The sequence below is a fragment of the Streptomyces sp. NPDC017940 genome (assembly GCF_044328435.1).
GTDB lineage: Bacteria > Actinomycetota > Actinomycetes > Streptomycetales > Streptomycetaceae > Streptomyces.
In genome coordinates, this window is sequence record NZ_JBIRHJ010000002.1 from 892,590 (window position 1) to 911,683 (window position 19,094).

General features: G+C 73.7%; 16 protein-coding genes. 6 read left to right on the plus strand and 10 right to left on the minus strand.

The window, feature by feature from the left end; translation table 11 throughout:
* Positions 1–115 precede the first annotated feature (115 nt).
* Complete coding sequence (locus ACH4DX_RS09360) at positions 116–265, minus strand: hypothetical protein (protein ID WP_398154640.1); 150 nt, start codon at positions 263–265, stop codon at positions 116–118.
* A complete protein-coding gene (locus tag ACH4DX_RS09365; RefSeq protein ID WP_398154641.1) occupies positions 237–1,625 on the minus strand; it encodes an OFA family MFS transporter in 1,389 nt (462 codons plus the stop codon). The genes ACH4DX_RS09360 and ACH4DX_RS09365 overlap by 29 nt, the downstream gene beginning before the upstream one ends.
* Before the next feature lie 282 nt (positions 1,626–1,907).
* On the opposite strand from ACH4DX_RS09365, the gene fdhD reads away from it, so the two are divergent.
* The 3 genes from fdhD (at position 1,908) to ACH4DX_RS09380 (ending at position 6,310) form a co-directional block, all read left to right on the plus strand.
* Positions 1,908–2,777, plus strand: coding sequence for a formate dehydrogenase accessory sulfurtransferase FdhD (fdhD, locus tag ACH4DX_RS09370; RefSeq protein ID WP_398154642.1), 870 nt, complete (start codon positions 1,908–1,910; stop codon positions 2,775–2,777).
* Between the two features lie 229 nt (positions 2,778–3,006).
* Positions 3,007–4,977 (plus strand): exo-alpha-sialidase, encoded by a 1,971-nt coding sequence (locus ACH4DX_RS09375; protein WP_398114899.1) that lies wholly within the window; start codon positions 3,007–3,009, stop codon positions 4,975–4,977.
* A gap of 76 nt (positions 4,978–5,053) precedes the next feature.
* A complete protein-coding gene (locus ACH4DX_RS09380) occupies positions 5,054–6,310 on the plus strand; it encodes a hypothetical protein (protein ID WP_398154768.1) in 1,257 nt (418 codons plus the stop codon).
* Here ACH4DX_RS09380 and ACH4DX_RS09385 read toward each other — a convergent pair.
* Positions 6,246–7,331, minus strand: a complete 1,086-nt coding sequence (locus ACH4DX_RS09385; RefSeq protein ID WP_398154643.1) for a bile acid:sodium symporter family protein — start codon at positions 7,329–7,331, stop codon at positions 6,246–6,248. The two genes, ACH4DX_RS09380 and ACH4DX_RS09385, sit on opposite strands and share 65 nt — an antisense overlap.
* 269 nt (positions 7,332–7,600) lie before the next feature.
* Between ACH4DX_RS09385 and ACH4DX_RS09390 the strand changes: the two genes are divergently transcribed.
* The gene (locus tag ACH4DX_RS09390) at positions 7,601–8,470 is read left to right on the plus strand and encodes a LysR substrate-binding domain-containing protein (protein WP_398154644.1); all 870 of its coding nucleotides are present in this window, start codon (positions 7,601–7,603) and stop codon (positions 8,468–8,470) included.
* Between the two features lie 91 nt (positions 8,471–8,561).
* On the opposite strand, the gene ACH4DX_RS09395 is transcribed toward ACH4DX_RS09390, so the two are convergent.
* Positions 8,562–9,545: an Lrp/AsnC family transcriptional regulator gene (locus ACH4DX_RS09395; RefSeq protein ID WP_398154645.1), complete on the minus strand. Its 984-nt coding sequence runs from the start codon at positions 9,543–9,545 to the stop codon at positions 8,562–8,564.
* A 165-nt stretch (positions 9,546–9,710) separates the two neighbouring features.
* On the opposite strand from ACH4DX_RS09395, the gene ACH4DX_RS09400 reads away from it, so the two are divergent.
* Positions 9,711–11,264 (plus strand): MFS transporter, encoded by a 1,554-nt coding sequence (locus tag ACH4DX_RS09400; RefSeq protein WP_398154646.1) that lies wholly within the window; start codon positions 9,711–9,713, stop codon positions 11,262–11,264.
* A 146-nt stretch (positions 11,265–11,410) separates the two neighbouring features.
* A complete protein-coding gene (locus ACH4DX_RS09405; protein WP_398154647.1) occupies positions 11,411–13,234 on the plus strand; it encodes an AMP-dependent synthetase/ligase in 1,824 nt (607 codons plus the stop codon).
* 208 nt (positions 13,235–13,442) lie between these two features.
* Here ACH4DX_RS09405 and ACH4DX_RS09410 read toward each other — a convergent pair whose 3' ends face one another.
* The 6 genes from ACH4DX_RS09410 to pqqB form a co-directional block, all read right to left on the minus strand.
* Complete coding sequence (locus ACH4DX_RS09410) at positions 13,443–14,516, minus strand: PQQ-dependent sugar dehydrogenase (protein WP_398114911.1); 1,074 nt, start codon at positions 14,514–14,516, stop codon at positions 13,443–13,445.
* Between the two features lie 130 nt (positions 14,517–14,646).
* Positions 14,647–15,495, minus strand: coding sequence for a Tat pathway signal sequence domain protein (locus ACH4DX_RS09415; RefSeq protein WP_398114913.1), 849 nt, complete (start codon positions 15,493–15,495; stop codon positions 14,647–14,649).
* A gap of 7 nt (positions 15,496–15,502) precedes the next feature.
* Positions 15,503–16,663: a pyrroloquinoline quinone biosynthesis protein PqqE gene (gene pqqE, locus ACH4DX_RS09420; RefSeq protein ID WP_398154648.1), complete on the minus strand. Its 1,161-nt coding sequence runs from the start codon at positions 16,661–16,663 to the stop codon at positions 15,503–15,505.
* Positions 16,664–17,019: 356 nt separating this feature from the next.
* Complete coding sequence (gene pqqD, locus ACH4DX_RS09425) at positions 17,020–17,241, minus strand: pyrroloquinoline quinone biosynthesis peptide chaperone PqqD (RefSeq protein ID WP_398154769.1); 222 nt, start codon at positions 17,239–17,241, stop codon at positions 17,020–17,022.
* 100 nt (positions 17,242–17,341) lie between these two features.
* A complete protein-coding gene (pqqC, locus tag ACH4DX_RS09430; protein WP_398116068.1) occupies positions 17,342–18,007 on the minus strand; it encodes a pyrroloquinoline-quinone synthase PqqC in 666 nt (221 codons plus the stop codon).
* Positions 18,008–18,177: 170 nt separating this feature from the next.
* Entirely contained in the window at positions 18,178–19,089 is a 912-nt protein-coding gene (gene pqqB / locus ACH4DX_RS09435; protein WP_398154649.1) for a pyrroloquinoline quinone biosynthesis protein PqqB, read from the minus strand.
* Positions 19,090–19,094: the final 5 nt, after the last annotated feature.

Below are 19,094 nucleotides of genomic sequence, written 5' to 3' on the forward strand. Positions count from 1 at the left end.
CCCCTCGTGGTGCCGGACGTGCGTGACCGTCCAGTCTGCTCAGCGACTCACGGGTACGAGGTGACGTGAAGCGACAGTTTTGGGGCGTCTGGTTTGGATGCTTCACCACATCGCGTCACCCGGTGAAGAGCTGTTTGGCCTTGTGTACGAGTTCGTAGAGGCCGTACGCGAGGGGCGCTCCCACCCACAGCCAGGCCCCCGCGATCAGGGCGCGGCGGCGCGGCGGGGACGCCGGGTCACCGGGCCGGGGACGCGGTGGTGTCATCGGTGGGCTCCTTCGGGGCGTGGACGTGGTGGCGGGGGTGCACGGGGCGTACCAGCTCATTGGCGACGAACCCGACGACCAGCAGGCCGATCATGATGGACAGGGAGAGCCCGTAGAGGCCCGCGCCGTGCTTGCCCGCCTCCTCCTGGCGGTCGGCGACCCAGTTGACGATCAGCGGGCCGAGGACCCCGGCGAGGGACCAGGCGGTGAGCAGCCGCCCGTGGATCGCGCCGACCTGATGGGTGCCGAAGAGGTCCTTCAGATAGGCGGGGACCGTCGCGAAGCCGCCGCCGTAGAAGGAGAGGATGACCAGGGCGCAGACCACGAACAGGGGTTTCGACTCGTCCCCGAACAGGGCGATGAGCAGATACATCAGCGCCCCCGCGCCCAGGTAGAGGCGGTACACGTTCTTGCGTCCCACCAGGTCGGACGCGGACGACCAGCCGATGCGGCCCGCCATGTTCGCGGCCGAGAGCAGGGCGACGAAGCCCGCGGCGGCGGACGCGGAGACGGGTGCGGAGGTGTCCGCGAAGAAGTCGCTGATCATCGGCGCGGCCTTCTCCAGGATGCCGATGCCCGCGGTCACGTTCATGCAGAGGACCACCCACAGGCACCAGAACTGCGGAGTGCGCACGGCCTGCCGGGCCGAGACCTGCGGGCCCGCGGCCGGCGCACTCGGTGTCCCGGAGGCCTGCGCATCGGAAGGCGCAGGACTCCCGGGAGCACCGGAGGGCCCGGGCCCCCCGGACACCCCCTCCGCCCTCGGCACCCGTACGAGGACCACGCCGAGCGCCATGAACACGGCGTACGAGAGCCCGTGCACCAGGAACGCGAGCGCGATGCCGGAGGAGTCCGCGCCGAACGACTCCAGCATCCGCGCCGACCACGGCGAGGCGATCAGCGCGCCGCCCCCGAAGCCCATGATCGCGATGCCGGTGGCCATGCCGGGGCGGTCGGGGAACCACTTGATGAGGGTGGACACCGGGGAGATGTAGCCGATGCCGAGTCCGATGCCGCCGACGAAGCCGTAGCCGAACACGATCAGCCAGTACTGGCGGGTCTCGGCGCCGACGGCGGCGAGCAGGAAACCGGAGGTGAAGCAGACGAGCGCGACGGACATCGCCCAGCGCGGACCGTTGCGCTCCACGAGGGTGCCGCCGAACGCGGCGGACAGGCCGAGCATCACGATGCCGAGCTGGAACGGCAGCGCGCTCTGGGTGCCGCTGAGGTCGAGGGCAAATTCGAGGGGCGGCTTGAAGACGCTCCAGGCGTAGGCCTGGCCGATCGAGAGATGCACCGAGAGTGCGGCGGGGGGTACGAGCCAGCGGCTCCAGCCGGGGGGCGCTACGGGGGGCCTCATGATCCCGAACGGTAGAAATCCGGACGACCGTTGGGAAGGGGTCGGACACACTTTTCGTCGACGGTATGCGATGTACGGGTACCGGCTGCGCGGAGTGCGGAGTCGGCTGCGACCGCGCGGCCGGTTGCGCGTACCGCGGAGCCGGCTGCGAGCGCGCACCGCGCGTGCAGGACAATGGCATCGTCGAGGTCGCCTCCCCGCACGGGGGACCGGTGACCCACGGCACCCTCCGCGGCAAGGGCCGCTTTGGCCACCAGACGTACAGAACCGGGACTGATCGACATGGGACGAGTCACGGAGCGCCGCCGGGTCATCCGCATCCGCGACGGCGCGGTCAGCGAGCGGGCGGACACGCTCGTCGCCGAGGAGCCGCTGGAGATCCGGCTCAACGGCAGGCCACTGGCGATCACCATGCGCACTCCCGGCGACGACTTCGCCCTGGCCGCCGGTTTCCTCGTCAGCGAGGGCGTGCTCGGCGCCGCGGACGAGCTGCGGAACATCGTCTACTGCGCGGGGGCGACCGCGGACGGCTCCAACACGTACAACGTGGTGGACGTGACCACCGCCCCCGGTGTCGTCGTCCCGGACATCACCCTGGAGCGCAACGTCTACACGACGTCGTCCTGCGGCCTGTGCGGCAAGGCGAGCCTGGACGCGGTCCGCACCACCGCCCGCTGGCCCGTCGACGACACCCGCGGCGTCGCGCCCGGCACTCCCCCGGTCCTGCTGACGCCCGAGCTGCTCGCCCGCCTGCCCGAGCGGCTGCGGGCGGCCCAGCGGGTCTTCGACCGGACCGGGGGGCTGCACGCGGCGGCGCTGTTCACCGAGGACGGCGAGCTGATCGACGTCCGTGAGGACGTGGGCCGCCACAACGCCGTGGACAAGATCGTCGGGCGGGCGCTGCGGGACGGCGGGCTGCCGCTGGCCCGCACGGTCCTGATGGTGTCGGGGCGCGCCTCCTTCGAGCTGGCGCAGAAGGCCGTGATGGCGGGCGTCCCGGTGCTCGCCGCGGTCTCCGCGCCCTCGTCCCTCGCCGTCGACCTCGCCGCCGAGACCGGTCTGACCCTGATCGGGTTCCTGCGCGGCTCCTCCATGAACGTGTACGCGGGCGAGCACCGCGTGGCCCTGCGGACCGAGGCCACTTTGGCCTGACGGCGCCCCCGCCGTTCTGTCGGCCGTCCGTACACGAGCAATCGTGCCGCGCGTCAAGACCGGACAAATCCTACTTATCCCCTAATCTGGGCAGGTCCGCGCCCGGCTCCGGCCGGGATTCCGTTACGCGCACGCTTCTTGTGTTGCTCCAAGGCCCCCAAGTAGCTTCGGTGACGCGCACGTTGGACGTGGGATGTCCGAATGTCCGGTCGACATGAAGGGCCACACGATGCCGTCGAGACTCCGTGTACGCCTCAGATCGCCGCACCGCCCCCGGCCGCGGCCACCCGCCGCGCTCCGGGCACGCACCGCCCCCCGGCCGCGCTCCCTGGCCGCCCTGACCGCCGCCGCCCTCGCCGCCCTGGCCCTGCCACCGGCGCTCGGCTCCACGGCCCGGGCGGCGGGCGAGGCGCAGCGGGCCCCCTTCGACCAGCAGGTCCTGTTCAAGGCTTCCCAGGATCCCGGCTACTCGTGCTTCCGGATACCAGCGATCGTGAAGACGGTGAAGGGAACGCTGCTCGCCTTCGCCGAGGGACGCGTCAACGATTGCAGCGACGCCGGTGACATCGACCTGGTCCTCAAGCGCAGCGAGGACGGCGGCCGCACCTGGGGCCCGATGCGGGTCATCAACGAGGGCGGCGGCGACACGCACGGCAACCCCGCGCCGGTCGTCGACCGCAGGACGGGCCGCATCCTGCTCGGGGAGACCTACAACCGGGGCCGCACCGACGGCAAGAACTGCGCGGTGCCGTGCGAGCGCACACCCCATTTGCAGTACAGCGACAACGACGGCGAGACCTGGTCGACGCCCCGGAACCTGAGCGCGGAGATCCTGCCCGAGAGCTGGAACTCCTGGTACGCCACCGGACCCGTGCACGGCATCCAGCTGACCAAGGGCCGGCACAGGGGGCGCCTGGTCCTCACCGTCAACGCCGAGACGTGGAACGGCAGCCGGGTCACCGAGAACCACGCGGCGCTCGCCCTCAGCGACGACGGCGGCGACTCCTGGCGGATCGGCGCGACGGACACGTACCCGATCTCCGAACGCGACGGCACGTTCCGGCAGAAGCCCTCGGAGATGACGCTCACCGAGCGCCGTGACGGCTCGGTCTATGTGAGCGGACGCGAACAGGACGGCACCGACCTCGGCCACCGCGACCACGCCGTCAGCCGGGACGGCGGCGAGAGCTTCGCCGCACCGTTCTCGGCCGCCCCCGACCTGTACACGCCCCAGGTGCAGGGGTCGACGCTGCCGTTCGGCGACCGGCTGCTGCTCGCAAGTCCCGGCGACCCCGACCGCCGCAGGACCATGATGATCCGCTCCTCCTACGACGGCGGCCGCACCTGGGACAGCGTCGACCGCGGCACCGTCGTCACCACCGACTGGTCCGGCTACTCCGACATGGTGGCGGTCGACGACGAGCTGGCGGGCCTGCTGTACGAGGGCGGCGCCGTCGACGCCCGCGACGAGATCCGGTTCGCGCGGTTCACGGAGGACTGGCTGAAGCCGCGCCGCGGGCCGGACCCGCGGACCGACGACCGGGCGCCCGGCGCGAGGGACGCCGCGGTGCTCGGCGGCGCGACCACCACGGACGGCGTCTTCGGCGGCCGGGCGATGGCCTTCGACGGTCAGGACGACGCGGTGCGGCTGCCCTACAGCTCCCGGCTGCCGCTCGGCACCAAGGACTTCACCGCGGCGCTGTGGTTCCGGTACTCGGCGCGGGAGGGCGAGCAGCCGCTGCTGTGGATGGGTGGCGTCGGCACCAGCCAGCCGCAGGTGTGGCTGCGCGCCGAACCGGCCAACGACCGCGTACGTGGCCTGATCACCACCCGGGACGGCGGGAGCCCGCCGCGCACGGTGTCGCTCGACACCGCCGGTGCGCACAACGACGACCGGTGGCACCACATCGCGCTGCGCCGCGGCGACGGCAGGCTCACGCTGTTCCTCGACGGCGCCCCGCTGTCGCGGGACGACGTCCCGGGCAGCGTCAGCCGCAACTCGCCGTTCGGTGTGCACATCGGGCAGCGCATGGACAGCAGGGCCCACTTCGAGGGCGCCATCGACGACGTCGCGGTGTTCCGGCGGGCCCTGTCGGACGGCGAGGTGGAGCGCCTCGGCTCCGACCGCGGGCCGTCGTCCGCTGTGACGTGGGACACCGTCACCCGGCTGCCCATGGACCGGGTGCGCGCGGGGAACTAGCGTCCCGGGCGTGTCCGCAGCCACACAGCCTTACGCAGACCCGTCCACCACGGGCGGGCCGCCGGGCGGCCGGGGCGTGCGCGGGACCCTGGTGGTCCTGCTGCTCGCCCTGGCCTGCGCGGCCGTGTTCCTGACCGCTCTGCCCGACGGCGAGGACGACCGGGAGAGCGGTCCGGCGTGCGCGGCGACCACCGTACGGACCGCGACCGCGGACTCGCGGCTCACCGGCGCGTTCGGCGCGTACGGCGACGACGGCGCCCGCAGCGACGACTGGACGGGCGGCGACGGCACGCACTCGGTGCGGCTGCCGGACGGACGGGTCCTGTGGCTGTTCTCCGACACCTTCCTCGGGCGGGTGCACGCACCGCCCAACCCGCAGGGGCAGCCGCACGCGTGGCGGGACGGCAGCGCGCCGATGGTGCGCAACTCCGGCGTCGTGATGGACCGTTCGGGGGCCCTGGAGCGCACGCTGCCCACCCCGCTGTTCGCCGACCCGGCGCCGGGCCAGTGGCGCTGGCCGGTCGCCGCGAAGGTCGAGCCGCGGCTGCCCGGCGGTGACGAGGACGTGCTGCGGGTGCTGCTGTGGACCCGGGCCACGGGCACCGGGCCGTGGATCTACGGCGTGCCCGCCGCCACCGAGGTCGCCACGCTCACGCTGCCCGACCTGCGGGTCGAGGGCATCACCCAGATCTCGGACCAGCGCGGTGTCGCCGACCCCGAGCAGCGCGTCCTGTACGGCACGACGACCGCCGACGAGGGCGAGTGGACCTACGTCTTCGGCGGCACCGACGCCCAGGCCACCGCCCGTCCCACCTCGCACGCCTACGTCGCCCGCGTCCCGCGCGGGGGGCTCGCCGACCCCGCGGCCTGGGAGTACTGGAACGGCTCCGGCTTCACCCGTACGGGCAAGCCGCGCCCGGTGCTCGGCAACGGCGACCGCGAGGGCGTGGGCAGCGCCTTCACCGTGGTGCGCACCGGCGGCACGTACGTCCTGCTCACCATGGCCGCGGGCACCGAGGGCCTGGCGCGGGTCACGTCCTACTGGTCCTGCTCCCCCACCGGGCCCTGGCACGGACCCGCCCAGGCCTTCGCGCCGCCGCTGCCGAAGGACACGGCGGGCGCCCCCGGCGCGAACGGCCCGTCGGGGACGGCCGCCGCGGCACCCTACAACCCGCAGGCGCACCCGGCCGTCAGCCGCCCGGGGCGCCTGGTGGTGAGCTACGACGTCAACTGGCTCGACCCGGCGGCCGCGAACGCGCAGGCGAACATCAACCGGAACGTCGCGTTGTACCGGCCGCGGTTCGTGTCGCTGCGCTTCGAGCGGGAGGACTGACCGGGCCTGCCGCGGCCGGCGCGCCGGGTTCCTCGCCGGCCGTCCCGGACCCGGCCGGTTCGCGGGAGCGGCGCTTGGCGATGACCGCGCCGACCATCAGCTGCATCTGGTGGAACAGCATCAGGGGCAGCACGGCGAGCGAGGCCTCGGCCCCGAACAGGACGCTGGCCATGGGCAGTCCGGCGGCCAGGGACTTCTTCGACCCCGCGAACTGGATCGCCACCCGGTCCGCGCGCCCGAACCCGAGCCACTTCGCGCCGTACCAGGTCAGCATGAGCATCACGGTGAGCAGCACCGCCTCGACGCCGAGCAGCGCCCCGAGCCGCGCCGGGCTGACCTGGTGCCAGATGCCCTGCACCATGCCCTGGCTGAACGCGGTGTAGACGACGAGCAGGATCGAGCCCCGGTCGACGAGGCCGAGCACCTTCTTGTGGCGGGCGACGAAGGGGCCGACCCACCGGCGCAGGAACTGCCCCGCGAGGAACGGCACGAGCAGTTGCAGCACGATCTTCAGGAGCGAGTCGGCGGAGAACCCGCCCGCGCTGTGACCGAGCAGCCCGGCCGCGAGCAGCGGGGTGAGCACGATGCCCGCGAGGGAGGAGAACGAACCGGCGCAGATCGCCGCGGGGACGTTGCCGCGCGCCATGGACGTGAAGGCGATCGACGACTGGATCGTCGAGGGCACCAGGGTCAGGAACAGGAAGCCGCTGTAGAGCGCGGGCGTCAGGACGTACGGCACGAGTCCCCTGGCGGCGAGGCCGAGCAGCGGGAAGAGCGTGAACGTGCAGAGCAGCACGGCGAGGTGGAGCCGCCAGTGCCGCAGTCCTTCGAGCGCCTCCCCGGTGGAGAGCCGCGCGCCGTAGAGGAAGAACAGGAGGGCTACCGCCGTGGTCGACGCCCCGGACGCCACGTCCGCCGCGGTGTCCCTGGCGGGCAGCAGCGCGGCGAGGCCCACGGTGCCGAGCAGCGCCGCTATATAGGGGTCGATCGGCATCCAGGACGGCCAGGACGGGCGTTTCACAGTGCTCCATGCGCTCGAAGTGCGGGGTCCGGCGTGCGGGCCGGTGCGGTGTCCGGCGTGCGGGCCGGTGCGGGGTGCCCGGCGGTCCGTGCCGGTACGGGACCTCCGGTGGCCCTAGTCGGTACGGATCCTCCGGCGGCCCGTGCCGGTACGGGACCTCCGGCGGCCCGAGCCGGCACGTGCCCTCTCCATGGTCCTCCTCGCGGGCGCGATCGGGAATCCCGTACACCGCTCTGACTGTCATCACGTCCCGCGATAACCTGTCGGGTGTGTACGACCCCGTACGGCTCCGCACCTTCCTCGCGGTGGCCCAGACGCTGAGTTTCACGCAGGCCGCGCGGCGCCTCGGTCTGCGCCAGTCGACGGTGAGCCAGCACGTGCGCCGCCTGGAGGACGCCACGGGCCGGCCGCTGTTCGCCCGTGACACGCACCGGGTGGAGCTGACGGAGGCGGGCGAGGCGATGCTCGGCTTCGCCCGCCGCATCCTGGAGGTGCACGAGCAGGCCGCGGCGTACTTCACCGGGGCGCGGCCGGGCGGCAGGCTGCGCTTCGGCGCCTCCGAGGACTTCGTCCTGACCCGGCTCACCGACATCCTCCAGTCCTTCCGCCGCGGCCACCCCGAGGTGGACCTGGAGCTGACCGTCGAACTGTCCGGCACGCTGCACGAGCGCCTCGACGCCGGCAAGCTCGACCTGGTCCTCGCCAAGCGGCGCCCCGGGGATCCGCGCGGCGAACTGGTCTGGCGCGACGACCTGGTGTGGATCGGCGCGCCCCGGCTGCGCGTGGACCCCGAACTGCCCGTGCCGCTCATCGTGTACCCGCCGCCGGGCATCACCCGCGCGGTGGCCATGGAGGCCCTGGACCGCGAAGGGCGCCCCTGGCGCGTCGCCTGCACGAGCGGCAGCCTCAACGGCCTGGTGGCGGCGGCGCGTGCGGGGCTCGGCGTGATGGCGCACTCCCGTGGTCTGATCCCCCAGGGCCTGGAGCGGCTCCCGGACCGGGCGGGGCTGCCCGAGCTCGGCTCGGTGGACTTCGTGCTGCGGCACGGTGACCGCGACGCTGCGGCACGGGGTGCCTCCGATGCCCTTGCGGTGGCGATCCTCGCCGGTGGGGATCGCTTGCAGCGCGGCCAGGGGTGAGGGGTCCGGCCCTCTTTCCTGCAAGTGCGTCGTGGCTGGTCGCGCGGTTCCCCGCGCCCCTTTGGGGCGCGCCCGCACCGTCGGCGTCCCCTCAGCGCCGGGGGCGGTACGTCAGCTGCTTCACCCGGCGCAGGAACGGCGCCGTCTCCACGTGCTGGACCCCGTCCAGGCGGCCGAGGTCCCCGCTGAGGTAGGCGTAGAGCCCTGAGGTGTCCGCCGCGACGGCCGTCGCCACCAGGTTCGACGGCCCCGCGGTGGCCGCGGCGAAGGCGATCTCGAAGTGCTCGGCGAGCGCCTGCCCCACGGAGTGCAGCGCGCCCGGCGCGGTCGTGATCCACAGAACGGCGGACGTGTGGTACCCGAGCATCTCGTGCGTGTACTCGATGTCGACGAAGACCGCCCCCGAAGCGAGCAGCGCCCCGAGCCGCCGCTTCACGGAGGACTCGGACAGGCCGGTGGCGCGCTGGAGCTGCGGGTAGGTGGCGCGGCCGTCCGCCTCCAGAGCCGCGACGAGGGGCTCGTCCCGCGGCGTGATCCGGGCCGGGCCCGCCCCCGGCCGCGGGGTGTCCGGGGTCAGGGCCGCCCGCTGCTCCCCGGTCAGCGGCGCCAGCTTGCCGAGCCAGCCGCGCGGCCCGCCGAAGAAGGTGTGCAGGAGCTGGTGGGCGCGGATCTCGACGATGCTCGGGGTCCGCGGCAGCTTGCCGAGCAGCAGGTCCTCGTGGTCGCCGGGGGTGCGGGGCCGGGTCAGGCAGACCACTTCGGTGCCGCCGGACGTCAGCCCCACCCAGTAGGTGTCCGGGCGGCGGGCGAGCGCGTTCGCGATGGTCGTGGCGCCGTCGGGCGCACAGCGCAGCCGCAGCATCCAGTGGTCGCGGCCCAGGCGCTCGGCGTTGCGCAGACCCACCACGCGCAGACCGCCCTCGGCGGTGAGCCGACGGTAGCGGCGGGCGATGGTCTGGTCGGACACGCCGAGCACCGCGCCGAGCCTGCTGAAGGAGGCGCGGCCGTCGGTCTCCAGGGCCTGGAGCAGCTTCACGTCGAGGTCGTCCACCGTGCCGTGAGTGTGGCTTTCCATCACCTGTCGCCCCTCTGATGTCGAATGCGGACGGTGGGAGCCCGACAGCCACCGCGATCGTCCACCCCCGACGGATCGTACGACGTCGAACGAAACACCCGGCGAGACAACCGGCGAAGCACATGACGAGGCCTCCACGAGCGAGGCCGGAGAAGGAGAACGAGCATGCGCACATGGGGGCCGCTGACCGCGGTGTGCCTGGGCACTTTCATGCTGTTGCTCGATGTGACGATCGTGGTGGTGGCGCTGCCCGACATGGCGCACGCCCTGGACGCGTCGCTGAGCGATCTGCAATGGGTCATCGACGGCTACGCGCTGGCGCTCGCGGCACTGCTGCTCGGCGTCGGCGCCGCCGCCGACGTCCTCGGGCGGCGGCGGACACAGGTGGCGGGCACGGTGGTGTTCGCCCTCGCGTCCCTCGGCTGCGGGCTCGCGTCGAACGCGGAGGTCCTGGTGGCGGCGCGCGCCGTCCAGGGCCTCGGCGCGGCCGCGATGTTCGCGACGACGCTGCCGCTGCTCGGCGCCGCGTACCGGGGCAGGCAGCGCTCGACCGCGCTCGGCGTGTGGGGCGCGGTCAGCGGCGGCGCGGCGGCCCTCGGGCCGATCGTCGGCGGGCTGCTCACCGCGGGGCCCGGCTGGCGGTGGATCTTCTTCGTGAACCTGCCGGTGAGCGTGGCCTCGGTGTGGCTGACGCTGCGGGTGGTGCCGGAGTCCAAGGGGCGCGCGGAGCGGCGCGTGGACTGGGCGGGCACGGTGACGTTCGCGCTGTTCGCGGGGGCACTGACCTACGCGGGGGTGCGGGCGCCGACCGTGGGCTGGACCTCGGCGCGCACCGGTGCGACCCTCGCCGTGGCGGTGCTCGCGCTGCTCGCCTTCGTGGTCGTCGAACGGCGCGCCGCGCATCCGCTCCTCGATCTGCGGCTGCTGCGCACACCCGCGTTCACGGGCGTGCTGCTCGGCGCGATCGGCTACAACGCGGCGGCCTTCGGCGTGATCCCGTACTTCTCGATCTGGCTCCAGACGGTGCTCGGGATGAGCCCGGTGCGCGGCAGCCTGGTCCTGCTTCCTCTGGCGGCGACGGCGTTCGTGGTGGCCGCGGTCGGCGGACGGCTGCTGCACGGCGTCCCCGCGCGGTACGTCATCGGGTCCGGTCTGCTCCTGATCGGCGCGGGCTGCCTGGCGACCGCGGTGCTCGACGCCGGGTCGTCGTGGACCGCCCTGGTGCCGGGCCTGACGCTCGCGGGCATCGGTACGGGCCTGGTCTCGCCGGGGCTCGCGGGGGCGGCCCTCGCCGCGGTGCCGCACGAGGACGCGGGCATGGCGGGCGGCGCGGTGAACGCCGTCAGGCAACTCGGCTACGCCCTCGGGGTCGCCGGGTTCGGTGCGGTCCTGACCTCGCGGATGCAGGACGCGATCGGCCGGGACGCGGCGCACACCGCGGCCGGGGGCGGGGCGGCCGCGCTGCGGGGCACGGTGTCCGGGCACGACGTGCGCCAGGCGTTCGCGTCCGGGCTCAACGGGGCCTCGCTCACGGCCGGTGCGGTGGGGCTCGCCGCGGGCCTCGCGGTCCTCCTGATGGTCCGGACCACATCGACGCCCGTCGCAGGTCGGACTCCGTCGGCCCCGCGGGACGAACCTCGGGGAAGCAGCTCCAGGGGTGACTGCCGCGTACAGATTCCGTGGAGATTGCGGCACCGGAACTTACTCAGCCGTCAGTAATCTGTCCGCCCCTTACCCTTGTGGCCGCATTTAGACCGCTGACCTGTGACGATCGTCCCCGTAAGGGCGCATCCCACCCCCCTCCCGGACGGGACCGGGGTGGGGTACCGTCACCGGCGCTGTGCGGAGCGCCACAAGGAGCACCATTGCGCGAGTTCACGAACCCTCCCATGGCGTCGGCGCCACGGGTGGGCGGCCTTGCCGACGTCGTGTTCGACCATGCCGTCGAGGACCCGGTCCGCGTCGTCCTCGGCCGCAAGCGCGACGGTGTCTGGCAGGACGTGACCTCCGCCGAGTTCCGGGACCAGGTCCTGGCGCTCGCCAAGGGGCTGCTCGCCCAGGGCGTCCGGTTCGGCGACCGCGTCGCCATCATGTGCCGCACCCGCTACGAGTGGACGCTGTTCGACTTCGCCCTGTGGACCGTGGGCGCGCAGGTCGTGCCCGTGTATCCGACGTCGTCGGCGGACCAGGTCCTGTGGATGCTGCACGACGCGCAGGTGACGGCGGCCATGGTCGAGCACGAGGACCACGCGATGACGATCGGCTCGGTCGTCGACCGCCTTCCGCACCTGCGCCGGCTGTGGCAGCTCGACGCCGACGCGGTGGGTGAGCTCGCCGGGGCCGGGCGCGACCTGGACGACGAGGTGGTGCACCGGCACCGCCGCGCGGTGACGCCGGACTCCGTCGCCACCGTCATCTACACCTCGGGCACCACCGGTCGGCCCAAGGGCTGTGTGCTCAGCCACGCGAACTTCATGTTCGAGGTGGACACACTCGTCGCGCGCTGGGAGCCGCTGTTCCGCTCCCGGCGCGGCGACGAGCCCTCGACCCTGCTGTTCCTGCCGCTCGCACACGTCTTCGGCCGGATGGTGCAGGTCGCGGCGGTGCGGGCCCGGGTCAAGTTCGGCCACCAGCCGAGCCTGAACGCCGCCGCCCTGATCCCCGACCTGGCGGCGTTCCGGCCGACGTTCGTGCTCGCGGTGCCGTACATCTTCGAGAAGGTCTTCAACGCGGCTCGCCGCAAGGCCGAGCGGGACGGCAGGACGGGTCCTTTCGACAAGGCCGTGGAAGCGGCGGTGCGTTACGCCGACGCCATGGAGGCCAAGGCCTTCGGCGCCGGACCCGGCCCCTCCACGGCCCAGCGCATGCAGCACCAGGTCTTCGACAGGCTCGTCTACGCCAAGGTCCGCGAGGCCATGGGCGGCCGGGTGCGGCACGCGATGTCCGGCGGCTCCGCCATGGACCGCAGGCTCGGCCTGTTCTTCGCGGGGGCGGGCGTGACGGTCTTCGAGGGGTACGGCCTGACGGAGTCGACGGCCGCCGCGACCGCCAACCCGCCCGAACGCACCCGCTACGGCACCGTCGGCCAGGCCATTCCCGGCACCACCGTGCGCATCGCGGAGGACGGCGAGGTGTGGCTGCGCGGCGGCCATGTCTTCCAGGGCTATCTCAACGACCCCGGGGCGACCGACGCCACGCTCCTGGACGGCTGGCTGGCCACCGGCGACCTGGGCTCCCTGGACGAGGACGGCTATCTCACCATCACCGGGCGCAAGAAGGAGATCCTGGTGACCTCCGGCGGCAAGAGCGTCTCGCCGACGCAGCTGGAGGAGCGGGTGCGGGACCACCCGCTGGTCGCCCAGTGCATTGTCGTCGGCAACGACCGGCCCTACATCGCCGCGCTCGTCACCTTGGACGCGGAGGCCGTCGAGCACTGGCTCACCATGCGCAGAAAACCACCGATGGCGGCACGCGAACTCGTCCACGACCCCGACCTGGAGACCGAGGTCCGCCGTGCCGTGGTCGCCGCGAACACCCTGGTGTCGCAGGCCGAGTCGATCCGCACCTTCCGGATACTGGCGCACCGGTTCACCGAGGAGCACGGGCTGCTCACACCGTCCCTGAAACTCAAGCGGAAGGCCATCGAGCAGGCCTACGCATCCGAGGTGGACGCGCTCTACCAGGGCTGACGCGGGGCCCCTGGCCGAGGGCCCCGGGCCGCCCCGAGGTGTGCGCGACGCGTACCTCGGCACCACCGCCGGGCCGCCCCAACGGCCCGGCGGCCCACCGGCGGACGTCCGGCCCGCCCGGGACGCCCCCTGGCTCCCCGGACGGGGAACCCCTGAGCGCGCGGGCGGGCACGGGGACTCCGCCGTGGCCAGGTGTGCGCCCCTGCGGCTATCCGATGTCCACGCGGAAGATCTTGTCCACGCCGTCCGGCTGCCCGCCGGGGTTGTCCGCGTTGGTCGTCGACAGCCACAGCGCGGTGGCGCCCGGCACGGCGGTCACGGCGCGCAGCCTGCCGTACTGCCCGACGTAGAACGCCTTGGGCGTGCCGACGTTCTCGTTGTCGGCGTTGATCGGGATGCGCCACAGGCGCTGCCCCTTGAGGGCCGCCATGTAGACCGCGCCGTCCACCACGGCCACACCGCTCGGGGAGGCCTGCGCCACGCCCCAGGTGGCCTTCGGGTTGGTCATCCCCGCGACGTTGCAGGTGCCCTCGCAGGTGGGCCAGCCGTAGTTCCTGCCGGGCTTGATGAGGTTCAGCTCGTCCCGGGTGGCGTCGCCGAGCTCGGCCTCCCACAGGCGGCCCTGCGGGTCGAAGGCGATGCCCTGGGGGTTGCGGTGGCCGAGGCTGTACACGTGGTTGCCGAAGGGGTTGCCCGGGGCGGGCTTCCCCTCCTTCGTCATGCGCAGGATCTTGCCGTTCAGCGAGTTCCTGTCCTGGGCGAGGGGGCGGTCCTGGGCGTCGCCGGTGGTGGCGTACAGGTACCCGTCGGGGCCGAAGGCCAGGCGGCCGCCGTTGTGGTACCTGGCCTTCTTGATGCCCTTGAGCAGGACCGTGTAGCCGCTGAGTGACGAACCGTCGTACGTCATGCGGGCGACGCGGTTGCCCTCGGCGGCGGTGTGCATGACGTACACGTGGTGGTTGTCGGCCCACTGGGGGTCGACGGCGATGCCCATCAGGCCGCCTTCGCCGCCCGTGGTCTGGGACTCGGGCACCTTGCCGACCAGCCTCTTCGCGGAACCGTCGGCGGCGATCGACGAGACCCCGAAGCCGTCGCGCTCGGTGACGAGGGCGGACTTGCCGTCCGGCAGCCAGGCGGTGCCCCAGGGGATGGTCCAGCCGGTCGATATCGTCGTGATGTCGGTGGGCTCACCGGTGACGGCGGCCGGGGCGGGCGGGGCGGCCGACGCCCGGGGCGCCGTCGGGACGTACGCCACGAGTCCCGCCGCCAGCGCGGCGGTCACGGTGACCGCCGTCCTCCGGGTGGAGCGCCTGCTTGTCCTCAAGCCGTGCATGAGTACCTCCGGGTGTTCCGGGTGGGGGGTGTCGGCCCGCGTGGTGAGCCACGGTCTCGCCGGGCCCACCGGGCTGCGCTCAGGCGAGTTGGTAGCCGCGCAGGGCCGTGAGGAGCATGTACGTGTTCTTCAGGGAGCCCGAGGTGTCGCCGAGGGAGCGGTAGATGCCCCACTTGGGCCGGACGCGGTCGGCGAGGAAGGTGTCCACGCCCGTGCGCGACTCGTCGACGACGGTCGCTCCGCCGCTCCTGAGGATCCAGCGCACGGACCCCGACGAACCGTCACCGACCTTGATGCGGAAGTCGACGTCGGTCCAGGTGTCGTGCAGCGGCTCCAGGTCGGTGCGGCCGACCAGGATGTCCCCGCCGAAGACCTTCAGCTCGATCGTCTGCCTGCCGTCGACCCGGCGCAGCGACTGCACCACGAGCGGGGAGGTGCCGGGGCCCGGCTGCTTCATCTGCATGATGTGCGTGAAGGTCGTCGTCGCCCGCAGCGAGCTCGGCAGGAACATGCGGTAGGTGACCCGCCAGGTCTGGCCCTGGTGCCACTTCAGGTAGGAGTCGCCGGTGCGGCAGCCGGTGACCTCGTGGCGCTGCCGGTCCTCGTGGGTGTCGCGGTCGACGGTGTGCATGGTGAAGCGGAAATTGTCGCCCTCGGTGGTGATGTGCGGGGCCGCCGACGGGTGGGAGTGGGCGCGGTCGTCCTCCAGGGTCTCGAAGGCACGCAGGCCGACGTCGCGGGCGGAGGGGGACCAGCGCAGCTGCCAGGCGGCGGGGGCGGCCGGGGGCGCCGGTCCCGCCGGGGCGGCGGCCGCGCCAGGCGCTCCCGGCGTCGACGCCGCCGCGACGGGCAGCCCGGCGGCCGTCGCCGCCGCGCCCGCGCCGGTGCCGAGTGCCGCGGCGAGCACGGTCCTTCGGGAGGGCGTCATCGCTCGCTCACCTCTGCTTTCCTCGGGGCTCGTGCTGGGGGGCTCGGGTCTGGCCGGAGGGTGCGGGGGCGCGGTAGACGTAGGCGCCTGCCGCTGCCGGGCCGCGGGCGGCCTCGACGAGCTCGCGCACCAGGCCGTGGTCGGGCGAGCGGTGGCAGGCGGGGTCCGTGCGGGCCGCGTCGCCCGTCAGGGCGAAGGCCTGGCAGCGGCAGCCGCCGAAGTCCAGGGTCCGCAGCTCGCAGGAGCGGCAGGGATCGCGCATCCAGCCCTCGCCGCGGTAGCGGGTGAACGCGGGCGAGGACCGCCAGATCCAGTCGAGCGGCTGCTCGCGTACGTTCGGTGCGTCGGCGCCGAGCAGTTCGGCGGCGGCCGGGCAGGGCAGCACCGTGCCGTCGGGTGCCACGGTCAGGGAGATCGCGCCCCAACCGCCCATGCACGGCTTGGCGGTGGCGTCGACGTAGTCCGGCGCGACCCAGACGAGTTCCATGCGCCCGGCGAGTTCGGCCCGTCGGCGTTCCAGGGTGCGCCGGGCGCGGGCCACCTGCTCCGGGTCGGGGAGCAGGGCGTCGCGGTTGCGCAGGGCCCAGCCGTAGAACTGGGTGTTGGCCAGCTCGATCCGGTCGGCGCCCCAGGCGAGGCCGAGGTCCACCAGGGCATCGAGGGCGTCGAGGTTGGCGCGGTGCAGTACGGCGTTCAGGCCGAGCGGCAGCCCCGCCTCGCGGACGAGCCGGGCGGCGCGCTCCTTCGCCCTGCTCGCGCGGGCACCGGCGATGAGGGCCGCGCGGCCGGGTTCGGGGTGCTGCACGGACAGCTGGACGCTGCGCAGCCCGGCCTCGACGAGCCCCGCGAGCCGTGCCTCGTGCAGACCGACACCGCTGGTGACGAGCTGGGTGTGGACACCCGCCTGGTCCGCGGCCGCCACGATCAGATCCAGATCCCGCCGCAACAGCGGCTCACCGCCCGACAGATGCGTCTGCACGACACCGATCCCGGCGGCCTGCCGCAGCACCCCCGCCCACTCGTCCCCCGTCAGCTCCCCCGACCGACTGTTCAGCTCGACCGGGTTGGAGCAGTACGCGCACCGCAGCGGACAACCATGGGTCAACTCGGCGAGAAGCGCCCAGGGGGGCGCGGGTTCCGGGGGCGGGGGCTGGGCGGGCTCGGTCATGGGCGGCGGTTCGGTCACCGGCGGGGGTGCGGCCGCGGGCGGCGGTCCGGCCACTGGCGGGGGCGCGGCTGCGGGCGGAGGTCCCGCCACCGGCGAAGACCCAGCCACGGACAGCGGTCCCACCACCGGCGAAGACCCAGCCACGGACGGTGTCCCGGCCGCCGGGGGCGGCCCACCCACGGACGGTGGTCCGGTTACCGGCGCAGGCCCGATCACGGACAGCGGCTCCGCCACCGGCCAAGACCCAGCCACGGAAGGCAGCCCCGCCACCGGCAGAGACCCGGCCGTGGGCAGTGTCCCGCCCACCGGGGGCAACCCGACCGCGGGCGGCACCCCGCCCCCCGGGGGTGGCCCGGTCACCGGAGCCACCCCTCCTCGCGCAAGCGGGCGAGGAACGCCGGGACTTCCGCCTCCACGGGTGCGTCCGGGTGGCGGCGTGCGAGTTCCGCGACGATGGCGGTCACGTCGCGCGTGCCGTCGCACAGTGCCACGATGCCGCCCGCCGACCCGCGCAGCACCACGACCCGCTCCGGCAGCAGCAGCAGGTCGACGCCGCGCACCCGGTCGTGCCGGAACATCACCGAGCGGGCGCGCACCGGCCGCCAGTCGGGCAGCACCCGGTCGTCCGGCGTCGCGTCCCGGGCGTCGGCCACCGTGCCGCGGCCCCGCGGCGCCGCCTCACGCACGGCCGCCCCCGTCCACGGCGTCGAGGAGCGACCACAGCACGTCGCACTTGAAGGCGAGCGCCGCCACGGCCCGCTCCTGCTCCTGGCGGGTGCGGGCCCACGCGCGCACCAGCGCGAGGGCCTCCTGTCCGTCCCTGCCGCCCTGGCCGACCCGGCCCCGGAAGTAGGTGAGGCCCTCGGGGTCGATCCACGGGTAGTGCCGCTCGAACGCGGCGATACGGGTCCGCATCAGGTCCGGCGCGGACAGCTCGGTGAGGGAGGCCGCGACGGCGTCGAGGGCGGGCCGCAGCCGGCAGAAGTTGACGTATCCGTCCACGGCGAGCCGTACCCCGGGCAGCACCCGGGAGGTGTCGAGCAGCTCCTCGCGCGCGAGGCCCGCCGCCTCGCCGAGCCGCAGCCAGCGTTCGATGCCGCCCTCGCCGGGCCGCTCGCCGTCGTGGTCCCTGATCCGCCGCGACCAGCCGCGGCGCAGCGCGGGATCGTCGAACTTGGCGAGGATCAGGGCGTCCTTGACGGGGATGTGGCGCTGGTAGTGGAAGCGGTTGGCGATCCAGCGGCGCAGCTCGGCCCTGGTCAGGGTGCCTTCGTGCATGCGTACGTTGAAGGGGTGCCGGTCGTGGTAGCGCTCGGCGGAGACCGCGCGCAGCCGCTCGGTCAGCTCGTCGGGGGTCCATGCTCGCGCGGAGGGCGCGGAGGGCGCGGAGCCAGCCGGAGCCGTGCAGGGCCCGGGGGTCGTGGACGGCGTGGGCGGGGTGGACGGCGTAGGCGGGGTGGAGGGTGTGGTCCCCGCGGGCGTGGGGGGCTTCGCGGTGGTCCTGGCGGTAGTGCTCACAGCTCGATCACCATCCGGTCCGCTGCGACTTCGAGCCCCCGCTCGGCGAGGTGCCCGTGCTGCTCGGCGCGCGGGTCGCCGAGCGGGTTGGTGTTGTTCAGATGGGTGTAGAGGCACCGCCCAGGCAGCCGGGCGAGGCGGTCGGCGGTGCCGCCGGGTCCGGTGACGGGCAGATGGCCCATGCCGGTGGCCGTGCGCGTGCTGAAGCCGGACCGCCGGGGCTCCTCGTCGTCCCAGAAGGTGCCGTCGACGAAGAGGACGTCGGCTTCGCGCGCGGCAGCTTCGAAGGCGTCGGTCCAGGCGGCGAGCGCCGGGGCGTACAGGACGGTGCGGCCGCTGGCGGTGTCGTGCAGGCGCAGGGCGACGGACCAGGTGGGCGCGTCGGGACCGGTGCCGGCGGCGTAGCGGGGCCGTTTGGCCGAAACCGGAACGGCGGACACCGTTACCGGCGAGCCGTCGTCCAGTTCCTGCGCCGCGCCGGTGAGCGCGCGCCAGCGCACCTTCGTGTAGGGGTCGAGCACGGCACCGAGGCCGAGGCGGTCCCGGACGGCGGTGGTCACCGGGGCGGTCGCGAGCACGTCGAAGCCGTCGCGGGCCTCGCGCAGCCGGGCCACGCCGAGGGTGTGGTCGAGTTCGGCGTCCGTGAGGACGACGCCGGCGAGCGGGGAGCTGCGGGCACCGGCCGCGGATCCGGGTGGCGGCAGGAGGTCGGGGCACCCCTCGATCTGCTCGCCGATGTCGGGGGTGGCGTTGACGACGTACCAGCGGCCCGGGCCCGCGCGAAGGGCGAGGGAGGCGTGCCTGCGGCGGCGTCCGGGGTGGGCGCGTGCCCCGGCACAGCCGGGACACGCGCAGTTCCACTGGGGGAGCCCGCCGCCCGCCGCGGTGCCGAGCACCTGGAGCAGCATGGGGC

Excerpts from the sequence above, each read along its gene's own strand:
- fdhD (WP_398154642.1), top strand. The coding sequence starts at position 1,908 with ATGGGACGAGTCACGGAGCGCCGCCGGGTCATCCGCATCCGCGACGGC.
- ACH4DX_RS09375 (WP_398114899.1), top strand. The coding sequence starts at position 3,007 with ATGCCGTCGAGACTCCGTGTACGCCTCAGATCGCCGCACCGCCCCCGG.
- ACH4DX_RS09365 (WP_398154641.1), bottom strand. The coding sequence starts at position 1,625 with ATGAGGCCCCCCGTAGCGCCCCCCGGCTGGAGCCGCTGGCTCGTACCC.
- ACH4DX_RS09395 (WP_398154645.1), bottom strand. The coding sequence starts at position 9,545 with ATGGAAAGCCACACTCACGGCACGGTGGACGACCTCGACGTGAAGCTG.
- ACH4DX_RS09360 (WP_398154640.1), bottom strand. The coding sequence starts at position 265 with ATGACACCACCGCGTCCCCGGCCCGGTGACCCGGCGTCCCCGCCGCGC.
- pqqD (WP_398154769.1), bottom strand. The coding sequence starts at position 17,241 with ATGTTCCGGCACGACCGGGTGCGCGGCGTCGACCTGCTGCTGCTGCCG.
- pqqE (WP_398154648.1), bottom strand. The coding sequence starts at position 16,663 with ATGACCGAGCCCGCCCAGCCCCCGCCCCCGGAACCCGCGCCCCCCTGG.
- pqqB (WP_398154649.1), bottom strand. The coding sequence starts at position 19,089 with ATGCTGCTCCAGGTGCTCGGCACCGCGGCGGGCGGCGGGCTCCCCCAG.
- ACH4DX_RS09400 (WP_398154646.1), top strand. The coding sequence starts at position 9,711 with ATGCGCACATGGGGGCCGCTGACCGCGGTGTGCCTGGGCACTTTCATG.
- ACH4DX_RS09415 (WP_398114913.1), bottom strand. The coding sequence starts at position 15,495 with ATGACGCCCTCCCGAAGGACCGTGCTCGCCGCGGCACTCGGCACCGGC.